The 13,091-nt window shown below is 72.5% G+C and carries 14 protein-coding genes; 8 read left to right on the top strand and 6 right to left on the bottom strand.

Annotation, left to right across the window (positions count from 1 at the left end; translation table 11 throughout):
- The first annotated feature begins 107 nt into the window (after nt 1–107).
- Complete coding sequence (locus tag ACXJKL_RS04045; protein WP_457205770.1) at nt 108–758, top strand: hypothetical protein; 651 nt, start codon at nt 108–110, stop codon at nt 756–758.
- Nucleotides 759–789: 31 nt separating this feature from the next.
- Here the strand turns inward: ACXJKL_RS04045 and ACXJKL_RS04050 are convergent, their stop codons facing one another.
- Nucleotides 790–1,152, bottom strand: a complete 363-nt coding sequence (locus ACXJKL_RS04050; protein WP_457205771.1) for a YchJ family protein — start codon at nt 1,150–1,152, stop codon at nt 790–792.
- A gap of 71 nt (nt 1,153–1,223) precedes the next feature.
- Between ACXJKL_RS04050 and ACXJKL_RS04055 the strand changes: the two genes are divergently transcribed.
- Complete coding sequence (locus ACXJKL_RS04055) at nt 1,224–1,757, top strand: DinB family protein (protein WP_457205772.1); 534 nt, start codon at nt 1,224–1,226, stop codon at nt 1,755–1,757.
- Between the two features lie 9 nt (nt 1,758–1,766).
- On the opposite strand, the gene ACXJKL_RS04060 is transcribed toward ACXJKL_RS04055, so the two are convergent.
- A complete protein-coding gene (locus ACXJKL_RS04060; protein ID WP_457205773.1) occupies nt 1,767–2,153 on the bottom strand; it encodes a VOC family protein in 387 nt (128 codons plus the stop codon).
- Between the two features lie 116 nt (nt 2,154–2,269).
- On the opposite strand from ACXJKL_RS04060, the gene ACXJKL_RS04065 reads away from it, so the two are divergent.
- Both ACXJKL_RS04065 and ACXJKL_RS04070 read left to right on the top strand, forming a co-directional pair.
- Nucleotides 2,270–2,917 carry a response regulator gene (locus tag ACXJKL_RS04065; RefSeq protein WP_457205774.1) on the top strand — a complete coding sequence of 216 codons (648 nt, stop codon included), beginning with the start codon at nt 2,270–2,272 and terminating at the stop codon, nt 2,915–2,917.
- A gap of 112 nt (nt 2,918–3,029) precedes the next feature.
- Entirely contained in the window at nt 3,030–3,620 is a 591-nt protein-coding gene (locus ACXJKL_RS04070; RefSeq protein WP_457205775.1) for a hypothetical protein, read from the top strand.
- 83 nt (nt 3,621–3,703) lie between these two features.
- Here ACXJKL_RS04070 and ACXJKL_RS04075 read toward each other — a convergent pair whose 3' ends face one another.
- Both ACXJKL_RS04075 and ACXJKL_RS04080 read right to left on the bottom strand, forming a co-directional pair.
- Entirely contained in the window at nt 3,704–5,272 is a 1,569-nt protein-coding gene (locus ACXJKL_RS04075) for a GAF domain-containing protein (protein ID WP_457205776.1), read from the bottom strand.
- Nucleotides 5,273–5,312: 40 nt separating this feature from the next.
- Nucleotides 5,313–5,750 (bottom strand): pyridoxamine 5'-phosphate oxidase family protein, encoded by a 438-nt coding sequence (locus ACXJKL_RS04080; protein WP_457205777.1) that lies wholly within the window; start codon nt 5,748–5,750, stop codon nt 5,313–5,315.
- Between the two features lie 115 nt (nt 5,751–5,865).
- Here ACXJKL_RS04080 and ACXJKL_RS04085 point away from each other — a divergent pair, with 115 nt between their 5' ends.
- From ACXJKL_RS04085 to ACXJKL_RS04095, 3 genes are read left to right on the top strand one after another with little or no spacing between them, the layout of a single operon-like run.
- A complete protein-coding gene (locus ACXJKL_RS04085; RefSeq protein ID WP_457205778.1) occupies nt 5,866–7,263 on the top strand; it encodes a magnesium chelatase in 1,398 nt (465 codons plus the stop codon).
- Nucleotides 7,256–7,774: an N-acetyltransferase family protein gene (locus ACXJKL_RS04090; protein WP_457205779.1), complete on the top strand. Its 519-nt coding sequence runs from the start codon at nt 7,256–7,258 to the stop codon at nt 7,772–7,774. Before ACXJKL_RS04085 ends, ACXJKL_RS04090 begins: the two co-directional genes overlap by 8 nt.
- Complete coding sequence (locus ACXJKL_RS04095) at nt 7,771–9,777, top strand: vWA domain-containing protein (RefSeq protein ID WP_457205780.1); 2,007 nt, start codon at nt 7,771–7,773, stop codon at nt 9,775–9,777. Before ACXJKL_RS04090 ends, ACXJKL_RS04095 begins: the two co-directional genes overlap by 4 nt.
- 9 nt (nt 9,778–9,786) lie before the next feature.
- Here ACXJKL_RS04095 and ACXJKL_RS04100 read toward each other — a convergent pair whose 3' ends face one another.
- Both ACXJKL_RS04100 and ACXJKL_RS04105 read right to left on the bottom strand, forming a co-directional pair.
- Nucleotides 9,787–11,121 carry an ABC1 kinase family protein gene (locus ACXJKL_RS04100; RefSeq protein WP_457205781.1) on the bottom strand — a complete coding sequence of 445 codons (1,335 nt, stop codon included), beginning with the start codon at nt 11,119–11,121 and terminating at the stop codon, nt 9,787–9,789.
- Nucleotides 11,122–11,202: 81 nt separating this feature from the next.
- Nucleotides 11,203–12,579, bottom strand: coding sequence for a hypothetical protein (locus tag ACXJKL_RS04105; RefSeq protein ID WP_457205782.1), 1,377 nt, complete (start codon nt 12,577–12,579; stop codon nt 11,203–11,205).
- A 268-nt stretch (nt 12,580–12,847) separates the two neighbouring features.
- Between ACXJKL_RS04105 and ACXJKL_RS04110 the strand changes: the two genes are divergently transcribed.
- Nucleotides 12,848–13,091 (top strand): DUF1905 domain-containing protein (locus tag ACXJKL_RS04110; protein WP_457205783.1); only part of this gene is annotated, 244 nt, incomplete at its 3' end.

Raw genomic sequence — 13,091 nt, forward strand, 5'->3', positions numbered from 1 at the left:
CCCGGATCCTGGCCGGCCTGCGGGGCCGCCGCGACACCGACCTCGACCGCGAGCGGTCCGAGGTGTAGGCCGCCCAGTACGCCGCTGCCGAGGCCGAGGCCCGCCGGGTGGCCGCCGACCGCGAGGTCACCGAGCTGGTGGTCCRCATCAACGCCCTCGGCGACCTCGCCGCCCGCCGGGCGGCGCTGCTCGCCGAGCGGGAGGCCGAGGTGGCCGCCGACCCGGCGTCCGCCGCGGTGGCCGACCGCCTGACCGGGCTGGCCGCGGCTCTCGGCACGCGCGAGGCCGAGCTGGCGCAGCACGACGAGGCGGGCGCCGCCGCCGACCACGCCCTCGGCGCCCTGCACCAGGCGGCCGAGCACCTCGGCAGCGCCGGCTCCTGGTCGACGTACGACACGTTCTTCGGCGGCGGGATGGTCACCGACATGGTGAAGTACGACCGCCTCGACAAGGCGGGCCAGGTGATCCGGCAGGCCGACGCCGCGCTCGGCCACCTGGCCACCGAGCTCGCCGACGTCGGGCTGCACGCCGTGGGCGGCATCGAGGTCGACCAGATGACCCAGTTCTTCGACGTGTGGTTCGACAACATCTTCAGCGACTGGGCGGTGCGGGACCGGATCCGGCAGGCCTCGGACAAGGTGCGGGTCGCCACCGCGGGTGTGGKGGAGACCCTCGAGGTCCTCGTCCGGCGACGGGACGCAGCGCTGGAGGACCTGCGCCGGCTCCGCGCCGAGCGCGAGCAGCTGCTGGTCGCCTGACCGCTCCGGTCCGCCTCGTGCGACCCCGCTCCTAGGGCACGGCGGCGACGTACACCCAGCGCCCGCGGCGCTCCTCGAAGACGCTGCGCTCGTGGAGCACCCCCGGACCGTCCGGCGACTCGTAGTGCGCCCGGAACTCCACCTCGTCGCCGGTCGCCTCGATCACCTCGAGCCGGGTCCAGGTCAGCCGCGGGTCCGGCGCGAGGTCGTCGGGACGCGTGCGCGGGTGCCACGTGCGGAACACGTGGTCGCTCTCGCCGAGGGCATACGCCGAGAACCGGGAGCGCATCAGCTGCTCGGGGGTCGAGGCGAGGGCGGTGCCCCGGTGCAGCGGTCCGCAGCAGGCGTCGTACGCCGCCCCGGAGCCGCACGGACAGGGACGGGTGAGAGCCACGCGGCCGACCCTACGACCGGCACCGGGAAACCCGGGTGCCGGTGGGGACGAGCCCGGCTAGCGTGCCGGTCATGTCGAGCTACCCGCAGGACCCGCCCTTCGCCGCCGACGAGACCAGCATGCTGCGCGGCTGGATCGACTACTACCGCGACACGATCCGCGCGCAGACCGGCGGCCTCGACGCCGACCAGCTGTCCGCCACCGTTCCCGGCCACCCCGCGGTGATGACGCTCGGCGGGATGATCAAGCACCTCGCCTTCGTCGAGCAGTGGTGGTTCACCATCGCCCTGCACGACCGGCCGCCGGTGGGGTTCTGGGCCGACGTCGACTGGGACGCCGACGAGGACTGGGACTGGAGCTCCGCGCGGCACGACACGCCGCAGGAGCTGCGGGAGATGTACGACGTCGAGGTCGCCCGTGCCGACGCGGCGCTCGACGAGGCGCTGGCCGCCGGCGGCCTCGACCAGCCGGCTCGCCGACCGCGCAGCGACGGCGAGGTCGCCACGCTGCGCTGGATCATGGTGCACATGGTGGAGGAGTACGCCCGGCATGCCGGGCACGCCGACCTGATCCGGGAGTCGGTCGACGGYGCGGTCGAACTCTGAGGTGAGGGGTCAGGTGAGGTCCTGGTGCAGGCACAGGACGTTGCCGTCGGGGTCCTTGAACCACGCGGCCCGCTCGCTGCCCATCTCCGCGACGTGGTCGACGGTCTTGAGCTCCGGCATGTCGTAGTCCTCGAAGACGACGCCGCGACCCTCGAGGGCGCTGATCTCCGTGGCGACGTCGTCGACCTCGAAGCTCATCGCCGTGCTCTCCGACGGATGGCTCTCGGGACGGGGGAGGAGCACCAGCTGGGAGTCGCTGCCCACGGCGAACGCGGCGCTGCCCTCGTCGTTGGTGCCGGTGTACTCGAGCCCGAGGGAGTCACGGTAGAACTGGGTCGATCGGGCGACGTCGGTGACCGGGATCATCAACGCCACCCCACTGCGTGCGAGTGACATGTGGGGCCTCCTTGGTTCACCCCATCGTGCGCTTCGGGTGCGCCCCACGCCATGGGCAAACTGGACCAGCACGCGCGATCCTCCCGCCCGGACGCGCGATCTGGTCCAATGGCATCGTGACCGAGAAGATCCGCGTGTACCTGCTCGACGACCACGACGTCGTCCGCGAGGGCCTGAAGTTCCTCCTGGAGCGCCAGGAGGACATCGAGGTCATCGGCGACTCGGCCTCCGCGGTCGAGGCCAGCGCGCGCATCCCGGCCCTGCGCCCGGACGTCGCCGTCCTCGACGGCCGCCTGCCCGACGGGTCCGGGATCGAGGTGTGCCGGACCGTCCGTGCCGTCGACCCGACGATCCGGGCGCTCATCCTGACGTCGTACGACGACGACGAGGCGCTCTTCGCCGCGATCATGGCGGGTGCGTCGGGCTACGTCCTCAAGGAGATCCGCAGCAGCGACCTGGTCACCGCAGTACGCCAGGTGGCGGCAGGCAACTCGCTCATCGACCCGGCCCTCACCGCGCGGGTCCTGGAGCGGGTGCGGCACGGACCGGCGACCGCCCCGGAGCTGGCGGAGCTCACCGAGCAGGAGCTCAAGCTGCTCGGTCTCATCGCCGAGGGGCTGACCAACCGCCAGATCGGGGAGCGGATGTTCCTCGCCGAGAAGACGGTGAAGAACTACGTGTCCAGCATCCTGGCCAAGCTCGGCCTCGAGAGGCGTACGCAGGCGGCCGTGCTGGCCTCCAAGCTTCTCGGTCCCGAGGCCTGAGGACCTTCGGCGTCGGCCGGGGGGACCTCGTCCCCTGACCGCCGATCCCCGCTGGAACGAGAGTGGAGGTGCATTGAGGCACCATCGCCCATTCAGTTCTGGAGGGATCGTCATGGCCGTCATCCATCGCCACCACCACATCACCAGTGAGGGCGTCACCACGTCGGAGACCACGGAGACGGGTGTCGGTCTCGAGCGCTCCATCGCCGCGCTCCGCCTCGCGTTCGGATGGACGTTCCTGTGGGCGTTCCTCGACAAGACCTTCGCGCTCGGGTTCGGCACCGGCTACGACCAGCAGGGGAACCTCGACCGCTTCGGGGACGCGGCCTGGATCAACGGCGGCAGCCCGACCGAGGGGTTCCTCACCTTCGGCGTTCCGGAGGGCAACTGGTTCAAGGGCACCTTCAACTCGATGGCCGGCCAGGCCTGGGTCGACTGGCTCTTCATGATCGGCCTGCTCGGGATCGGGCTGACCCTCATGCTCGGCGTGGGGATGCGCATCGGCACCGCGGCCGGTGCCCTGATGTACACCTTCATGTACGCCGCGTCCTTCCGGCTCGAGAACAACCCGTTCGTCGACGACCACCTGATCGGCGTCATCGCCATGGCGGTCCTGTTCTTCGCCGGGGCGGGTGCTACGTGGGGCCTCGGGCGCCAGTGGCGACGGACCCGGATGGTCCGGAAGTACCCCATCCTGACCTGAGCCCTGCTCCCGCAGTACGACCCGACCCRCCCGGGCCTCCGGGCGGGTCTCGTCGTGTCTGCCGGTCGAGCGGGACGGGGGCCTCAGCCGAGCGGGACGCGCCACACCAGCGTCGTGCCACGGGGGGAGCGGGGTCGCACCTCGAGGGTGCCGCCCAGGTCGCCGGCCCGACGTCGGGCGTTGCTGAGGCCGCTCTCGGTGGGGTCCTCGGGCAGGCCGACCCCGTCGTCGACGACGGTGAGGACCAGCTCCAGCGGGTCGACATCCACCTCGACCACCGTCCGCCGGGAGAAGGCGTGCCGGGCGACGTTGGACACCGCCTCCCGCAGCACCGGCAGCAGTTGCGCGGCGACCGGGGTCGGGACTGCGGTGTCGAGGGGCCCCGACGTCCGTACGACGGGCTGGTGGCCGAGGGCCGGGGCGTACTCGCCGACGAGCCGGTGGATGTCGGCTCGCAGGGAGGGCCGATGCCCGTCCTGCAGCTCGAAGATCGTGCCCCGGATGGCCTTGATGGTGTCGTCCAGGCCGGAGACCGCCTCGTCCAGGCGACTCGCCACGTCGCCGGACACGGCCATGGCGGCCACGCCCTGGAGCTGGAGCCCCGTGGCGAAGAGTCGCTGGATGACCACGTCGTGCAGGTCGCGGGCGATCCGCTCGCGGTCGGAGAGGACGGCCAGCTGTTGCCGGTCCGCGATGGCCTGCCCCCGGTCCAGGGCCAGCGCGGCCTGGTCGGCGAAGGTCGCGAGCAGCTCCCGCTCGCCGGCCTCGTGCAGGGGGGAGCTGCTCTCGAAGAGCGCGGCCAGGGCGATCACCGGGGCCAGGTGGGCGCGAACCGGGATGACGACGGCGTCGACGCCGTCGAGGCTCAACAGCAGGGGGGGTGCGGTCTCGTCGAGGTCGGGACCGCTGCGCACCAGGTCGGAGAGCTCGCGCAGGAGGTCGGCGTCGGCCGCGTCGGCGGCGACCGTGTCGTCGGCCGGGTCGGGGGCGAGCAGCGCGGTGGCCCGGGCCCCGGACACGGTGCGGGCGATCTCCACGATCCGGGCGAGCCGTCGGTCCGGGTGCACCGGCGGCCCCAGGGCGACCCCGAGCTCGGCGGTCGCCTCCAGCCACCGGCGCCTGCGCTCGCTGAGGCCGTAGGTGCGCGCGTTGTCGATGACGAGCCCGGTGGTGCGGGCGAGCGCCTGGAGGAGCTGCTCGTCCTCCTCGGTGAACTGCTGCCCGTCCCGCTTCTCGGTCAGGTACAGGTTGCCGTAGACCGTGCCCCGGATGCGCACCGGCATCCCGAGGAAGGTGGTCATCGGAGGGTGGTTCGCCGGGAAGCCGACGAAGCCCGGATGGGTCGTGAGGTCGGCCAGGCGCAGCCCGGACGGGTCCTCGATGATCACCCCGAGGATGCCGCCACCGTGCGGAAGGTCGCCGATGAGCGCTCGGGTCGCCTCGTCGACCCCGGTGGTGACGAACTCGACCAGGCGCCCGTCGGCGCCGATCACGCCGAGCGCGCCGTACCGCGCACCGGTCAGCTCGGTGGCCGCCGTGACGATGCGTGTCAGCACGCTGCCGAGGTCGAGGTCGCTCGAGATCGCGCTCACGGCGTCCAGCAGGGCCCCGGCGGGCCCGGACAGGGACGGGTGCTCGAAAGGTGCCGTCATCGTCACGGTGTGACCCGAGGTCCGGTCCGGGTCCCGCGGGTCACAGGACACGGCTGACCGGGAGCGTCTCCTCCAGGTCCCAGCCGTCACCGAGACGCCGCCCGGTCACCTCCGTCAGGGGGATGCGCAGGTAGAGCGAACGACGACCCGCTGCCCACGGCCGGGGCAGGATCCGCACCAGGGTGCGCAGCTCGGCGGGATCCTCGACCGGCTCGGCGCGACCACGCACCACGACGCTCCACCCCCGTTGGCGGGCGTGCTCGACGTGGTCGACCTCGAAGGCGAGCAGGCTCTCGCGCCCGTAGGTGCCCAACAGGCTGTACGGCGTCGTGCAGACGACGACCGAGCTCTCGCTGATCGAGTAGTTCATCGGGATGATGTGCGGGCCCGACGGCGCCGCGATGGCCACCCGCCCGACGACGCCCCGCCGGAGCAGCGTCTCGCACTCGCTGCGGCTCAGCTCCCTCAGCTCGGCCATGCCACCCACCTCCGGTCTCGTCAGGTGCCACCCATGCTCGTCCGGTCGGAGCGCGACGAGCAGGGCCGTTGGTCCCGACCCCGGGTGCCTTGTGTGCCGGACTAGCGTGGTCGGGGTGACCGAGACTGCATCCACCGCACTGCCCCGCACCGTCGGCGAGCTCCGCGCCTCCGGGCACGAGTTCAAGACCCTCCGCCACGAGCTGCGCGACAACCTGCTGGCCCGCCTGCGGGACGGCGTCGACCCGTGGCCGGGCCTGCACGGCTTCGAGGACACCGTGATCCCGCAGGTCGAGCGGGCGCTGATCGCCGGTCACGACATCGTGCTGCTCGGCGAGCGCGGCCAGGGCAAGACCCGGCTGCTGCGCACCCTCGTCGGCCTCCTCGACGAGTGGTCACCGGTGATCTCCGGCTCCGAGCTCGGCGAGCACCCCTTCGAGCCGATCACCGTGCAGTCGCGCCAGGCCGCGGCGACGTACGGCGACGACCTGCGGGTCTCGTGGCGGCACCGCGACGAGCGGTACGCCGAGAAGCTGGCCACGCCGGACACCTCGGTGGCCGACCTGATCGGCGACGTCGACCCGATGAAGGTCGCCGAGGGCCGGTCGTTGGGCGACCCGGAGACGATCCACTTCGGGCTGATCCCGCGCAGCCACCGCGGCATCGTGGCCATCAACGAGCTGCCCGACCTCGCCGAGCGCATCCAGGTCGCGATGCTCAACGTGATGGAGGAGCGCGACATCCAGATCCGCGGCTACGTGCTGCGGCTGCCGCTCGACGTGCTCGTGGTCGCCAGCGCCAACCCGGAGGACTACACCAACCGCGGGCGCATCATCACCCCGCTCAAGGACCGCTTCGGCGCCGAGATCCGCACCCACTACCCGACCGAGCTCGAGGCGGAGGTCGCGGTCGTCCGGCAGGAGGCGACCCTCCAGGCGCACGTGCCCGACCACATCGTGGAGATCCTCGCCCGCTTCACCCGCAACCTGCGCGAGTCCGGCAGCGTCGACCAGCGCTCGGGCGTGAGCGCCCGCTTCGCCATCGCCGGCGCCGAGACGATCGCGGCGGCCGCGCTGCACCGGGCGACCGTCCAGGGTGAGGACCGCGCGGTGGCCCGGATCGTCGACCTCGAGACGGCCGTCGACGTGCTCGGCGGCAAGGTCGAGTTCGAGACCGGCGAGGAGGGTCGCGAGTCCGAGATCCTCACGCACCTGCTGCGCACCGCGGTCGCCGAGACCGTCCGCCAGCACCTGCGCGGCATCGACATGGCGCTGCTGGTCGACGCGATCGAGGCCGGCTCGATGGTCACGACCGGCGAGCAGGTCAGCGCCCGCGACTTCCTKGCCGGACTGCCCGTGCTCGGYGAGTCCGACCTCTACGACCAGATCACCGACCGCCTCGGCGCCACCGACGACGGCGAGCGCGCCTCGGCGATCGAGCTCGCGCTCGAGGGCCTCTACCTGGCCCGCAAGGTCGGCAAGGAGACCGGTGGCCGGGAGACCGTCTATGGCTGAGGTGCTCACCCTCCGTCCCGGGACGCTCGCCGACGTGCCGGGGCTGCGTGCCCTGGGCGAGGCGGTCGTCCCGCCGACCTACGGCCCGATCGACGCGGCGTACGCCCAGCGGATGCTCGACGAGTGGTGGGTCCCGGACAGGTTCGCGGCGTCGCTCGAGCGCAACGCCCACGTCGTCGCCGAGCGCGACGGTGAGGTCGTCGCCATGGCCAACCTCGGTCGGCTCCGGGATTCCCACCGGGACTTCCCGCACGTGAGTGGCGACCGCGAGGTGATGTGGAAGCTCTACGTCCACCCCGAGCACCAGGGCCGCGGCATCGGGCGCCTCCTGCTGGGCGCGATCGAGGACCTCGTCGAGGGCGACGAGCTGTGGCTGGAGGTCGTCGACGGCAACGAGCAGGCGTTCGGCTTCTACCGTGCGCACGGCTTCGAGGAGGCCGAGCGGGTTCCGGGCGAGCCCTGGCCCGACGACGTCTGGATGCGCAAGCGGCTGCCGGGGAGGGCGTCGTGAGCCGCTACCGGCGGTACGACGGGGGCGACCCGTTGGCGCCGCCGGTCGACCTCGCCGAGGCGCTCGACCACATCGGCCAGGACGTGATGGCCGGCGCCTCCCCGGAGCGCGCGATGCGCGAGTTCCTGCGCCGCGGCGGGCAGGACCAGCGCGGCCTGGACGACCTGGCCCGCCAGATCGCCGAGCGGCGTCGCGACATCCTGCGCCGGCACAACCTCGACGGCACGATGGAGCAGGTCCGCGAGCTGCTCGACAAGGCCGTGCTCGCCGAGCGTGGCCAGCTGGCCCGCGACGTGGTCATGGACGACGACGATCGCACCTTCCGCGAGATGCAGCTGGACCAGCTGCCGCCCTCGACGGCGGCCGCGGTGAGCGAGCTGGCGTCGTACGACTGGCAGAGCAGCGAGGCGCGCGAGGCGTACGAGGAGATCAAGGACCTGCTGGGACGCGAGCTGCTCGACCAGCGGTTCGCGGGCATGAAGCAGGCGCTCGAGGGGGCCGCCGACGAGGACCGCGCCGCGGTCAACGAGATGCTCGGCGACCTCAACGACCTGCTGGAGAAGCACGCCCGCGGTGAGGACACCGCACAGGACTTCGCCGACTTCATGGACAGGCACGGGGACTTCTTCCCCGAGCAGCCGCAGGACATCGACGAGCTGCTCGACTCGCTCGCCCAGCGCGCGGCGGCCGCCCAGCGGATGATGGCCTCGATGTCGCCCGAGCAGCGGGCCGAGCTGATGGAGCTGTCGCAGCAGGCCTTCGGCTCGCCCGAGCTGATGGAGCAGCTGGCCCGGATGGATGCCAACCTGCAGGGGCTGCGTCCGGGCGAGGACTGGGGTGGCTCCGAGCGCTTCGAGGGCGAGGAGGGGCTCGGGCTCGGAGACGGCACCGGCGCGCTGCAGGACCTCGCCGACCTCGACCGGCTCTCCGACCAGCTCTCGCAGTCGTACGGCGGGGCGCGGATGGAGGACGTCGACCTCGACGCCCTGGCCCGCCAGCTCGGCGACCAGGCGGCGGTGGACGCGCGGACCCTGACCGAGCTCGAGCGTGCGCTGCGCGACTCCGGCTACCTCCAGCGCGGCTCCGACGGCGAGCTGCGGCTCTCGCCGCGGGCCATGCGCCAGCTGGGCAAGGCGCTGCTGCGTGACGTCGCCACCCGGATGAGCGGGCGGCAGGGCCAGCGCGAGACGCGGCACGCCGGTGCCGCCGGGGACCTGTCCGGCGCGACGCGCGCGTGGGAGTTCGGAGACACCGAGCCGTGGGACGTCACCCGGTCCATCACCAACGCGATCGTGCGCACGGCCGGGGAGGGCGGCCCGGCACTGCCGGTCCGCCTGCGCATCGACGACATCGAGGTGCAGGAGACCGAGGCACGCACCCAGGCCGCGGTCGCGCTGCTGGTGGACACATCGTTCTCGATGGCCATGGACGGTCGCTGGGTGCCGATGAAGCGCACGGCGCTGGCGCTGCACCAGCTGGTCAGCTCGCGCTTCCGCGGTGACGCGCTCCAGCTGATCGCCTTCGGGCGGCACGCGCAGGTGATGGAGATCGAGCAGCTGACGGCGCTGGACGCGCAGTGGGACAAGGGCACCAACCTGCACCACGGGCTGCTGCTCGCCAACCGGCACTTCCGCAAGCACCCCAACGCCCAGCCGGTGCTCCTCGTGGTGACCGACGGTGAGCCCACGGCCCACCTCGAGGCCGACGGCGAGGTGTTCTTCGACTACCCGCCGCACCCGGTCACCATCGCCAACGCCGTGCGCGAGCTCGACAACGCGCAGCGGCTCGGGGCGCAGACGACGTTCTTCCGGCTCGGCGAGGACCCGGGGCTGGCGCGCTTCATCGACTCCATGGCCAAGCGGGTCGGCGGCCAGATGGTCAGCCCGGAGCTCGACGACCTCGGAGCAGCGGTGGTGGGCTCCTACCTCGGCTCGCGGTCGTCGTACCGCGACCACTTCGGGGACTGGATGGGCGGCGGCCGCGGCTTCTGGGTGGAGGACTGACCGAGCCGCTCAGTCGGTGGCGAAGCCGGGGAGGTGGTCGATCAGGATCTGCCGGAACGGTGCCTCGGCCTCGAGCTGGCTGAGCAGTCCGAGCCCGCCGAGCCAGGTGCGGTGGATGAGGAGGTAGGACGTCGGCAGGTTGAGCTTGGTGGCCAGCGTGAACGCGGGGTCGCGGGGGTTGTTGATCCGCTCGAACTGGGCGCGCATCCACTCGCGGCTGAAGCGGAAGGTCTCCATCCGCGCCGGCTCGATGAAGGGGGACAGGTAGTCCAGGACCAGCTGCGGGTCGACCTGCACGTGGTCCTTGATGAAGCCCTCCTCGCGCAGTCCCGCGACGAGGGACTCCGGATCGGCCTCGGTGGCGACGCGGATGAGGCGGCCCATCGCCTCGGGGAGTCGGCCCTCGGGCAACCGGGCGACGGCGCCGAAGTCGAGGATCCCCAGCCGGCAGGGCTCGCCGTCCGGTCCGGGGATCGGGCGGAAGTTGCCCGGGTGGGGGTCGGCATGCAGCATCCCCGCGCGGGACGGGCCGACGAAGATGAAGCGGGCGAGCAGCTCGCCGTAGTGGTCGCGCTCCTCCCGGGTGCCCTCACGGATGACGTGGGCGAGTGAGTACGGCGACTCCAGCCACTCGGTGACGAGGGCCTCGCCGCCCACGGCGACGACATCGGGCACGACGAAGTCGGGGGCGTCGCGGAAGGCCTCGGCGAAGGTGCGCTGCGCCTCCGCCTCGAGCGTGTAGTCCAGCTCCTCGGCGGCGCGGGCCTGGAGCTCGGCGACGAGCGGCTTGATGTCGATGCCGGGGAAGACGGGGGCCACGCCGCGGGCCACGCGGGCGATCTGGCGCAGGTCGCTCATCAGCKCCTCGCCGGCGCCGGGGTACTGCACCTTGACCGCCACGTCGCGTCCGTCGCGCCACCGCCCCCGGTGGACCTGGCCGATGCTGGCCGCGGCGGTCGGGCCGCCGTCGAGCCACACCAGGTCGTCGGACCAGTCCGGCCCGAGATGGGCGGTCAGCTGGTCGCGCACCGTCTGGGTCGGCATCGGCGGCGCGTCGTCCTGCAGCCGGGTGAGGTTCTCCCGGTAGGGCGCCACCAGCTCGTCCGGCAGGGCCGCCTCGAAGACGCTCAGCGCCTGGCCGAACTTCATCGCCCCGCCCTTGAGCTCCCCGAGGGTCCGGAAGAGCTGCTCGGCCGTGCGCTGCTGCACCTCGGTGAGGACCGTGTCCGCGGGGGCGCCGCCCAGGCGCCTGCCGAAGCCCACCGCCGTACGCCCCGCGTAGCCCAGCGGGAGGGCGGCCAGGCGGGCGCTGCGGGAGAAGGCCTTGCGTGGGAGCTCGGTCATGGGTCCCAGTGTCGCCGATCGGTGGTGACGTGGGTCGCACGTGAGGGGGTGTGCCCGCGGATCTCCCGCATCCCGCACGTTTCAGTAGCCGGCCATGCTGAGCCCCACGAGGCTGACCGTCCCTGCGGCGGCGAGCACGCGGAGCACGGTCCCGGACCGGACGGACGCCAGCAGAAGGAGCACGAGCAGCGGCGCGAACGCCGTCGAGTAGCGACTGACGATCGGGAAGTCGAGCCCGAACGTCATCGCGTTGGACACCCGCAGCAGCGGCGCGTAGAGCATCAGGCCGGCCAGCGTGCCGACGGCCAGCAGCCGCTCGGCGGGGGACAGGGGGCCACCTCCCGACCCGTTCCCGTCCCTGTCCCTGTCCCTGTCCCTGGTCCGAGCGACCAGGGCCCAGACGAGACCGCCGAAGACCGCGATCGTGAGCATCAGTGGGAGCCCGACGACGGCGGCGCGGAGGAGCTCGGGGACGAGGTGGCCGCTCCTCACGCGCAGCGAGTCGCCGTTGATCCACGGGGTGTGCAGGGACACGAGCTCGCCGACGAACCCGACCGTGGTCGCCCCGGCCCCGGTGGTCGGGCTGAACGAGTACAGCGCGGAGTTGTCGACCGTCGCCCGCGACTCGATCACCCGGTTGAAGACCACGATCGGGGTGACGAGCACGACGCCGAGGAGGCCGGCATGCCACAGCCGCGGCTGCCACGGCCCGGGCACGGGACGGCCGCGCGCCCGCAGGACCACCCCGGCGAGCACGGTCAGGACCATCGCGCCTGCCGGCAGCGAGGTGGTGACGGACAGTCCGGCGGCGAGCACCGTGGTGAACACCACACCCCAGTAGCCGCGTCCGGTGCGCACCCAGGTGAGGGCGAAGCCGGCGAAGGCCGCGGAGACGGCCACGGTGAGGGACATCGGGTTKAACGCCTCGCCGTACAGCAGCAGGGCGCTGGCGGCCGAGGGCAGGGTCGCGGCGGCGAGCAGCGCGGCTCCCCGCAGGCCGAGGCGCCAGCCCACGAACCCGCAGGTCGCGATGCCGAGCATGGCCGTGAGGGAGCTGAAGAGCCGGTAGGTCGCGACCGGGTCGAGCTCGGTCACCGGGTCGACGGCCGCGCGGAAGCCTTCGGCGAGCAGGAAGTACGTCGGGTAGTGGATGTAGCCGCTGGTCAGCTGGCCCGAGGGGAGGCTGACCGGTCCGAGGTCGGGGTGGCCGCACGGCGCGAGGGTGGCGCCGCCGTCGTGGCCCACCCCGCACGCCCACTCCTCGACCAGCTGCTGGCTGTAGAGCGCCCCGCGGTAGGGGTAGGTCCCGTCGTGCACCTTGAACGCCGTGTCGAGGTGGGTGTGCTCGTCGACCACCGACATCGGATGCCCGTTGGTGGCCGCGCGCACCAATCCGAYCGCGATCACCAGGAACGCGAGCGCCACGACGGCGTGCACGATCCTGGCTCGCCCGGTCACCGCGCTCGCCGTCCGGCGGTGTAGACGCTCACGTGGCGCTCGCTGCGCGCGGTGAAGGGATCTCGACCGAAGCCGCCCCAGCGCTCGGCCAGCCGCAGGCCGGTGACCCGGGCCATCAGGTCGAGCTCGCTCGGGAAGGTGAGGCGCTGGCGGTGGGCACCAGGTTCTCGACCACGTCGGGGCCGAAGCTGTTCATCGGGTCGAAACCGTCCATACCGGCCACCCTCGTGGGCGGGCAGGGCGGCGGCAAGACCTTTATGGTGCGGGCATGGAGCTGGAGTTCGCCGGGGAGGTGGTCGAGTGGCGCGGCCCCGCGCCGTACCACTTCGTGCCACTGCCGCCGGACGAGGCCGAGATGATCGACGAGGTCAAGGCGGAGGTGGCCTACTGGGGCGTCGTCCCGGTGACCGCCCGGGTGGGGGAGACCGTCTTCACGACGTCGATGTTCCCGCGGGAGGGGACGTACTTCCTGCCCCTCAAGGACGCCGTGCGTCGCGCGGAGGGGGTCACGC

The organism is Nocardioides sp. P5_C9_2 (assembly GCF_054049555.1).

What these genes read in the sequence shown, in the direction of transcription:
- ACXJKL_RS04060 (WP_457205773.1), bottom strand. Translation starts at nt 2,153, where the DNA reads ATGTCACTCGCACGCAGTGGGGTGGCGTTGATGATCCCGGTCACCGAC.
- ACXJKL_RS04070 (WP_457205775.1), top strand. Translation starts at nt 3,030, where the DNA reads ATGGCCGTCATCCATCGCCACCACCACATCACCAGTGAGGGCGTCACC.
- ACXJKL_RS04075 (WP_457205776.1), bottom strand. Translation starts at nt 5,272, where the DNA reads ATGACGGCACCTTTCGAGCACCCGTCCCTGTCCGGGCCCGCCGGGGCC.
- ACXJKL_RS04080 (WP_457205777.1), bottom strand. Translation starts at nt 5,750, where the DNA reads ATGGCCGAGCTGAGGGAGCTGAGCCGCAGCGAGTGCGAGACGCTGCTC.
- ACXJKL_RS04090 (WP_457205779.1), top strand. Translation starts at nt 7,256, where the DNA reads ATGGCTGAGGTGCTCACCCTCCGTCCCGGGACGCTCGCCGACGTGCCG.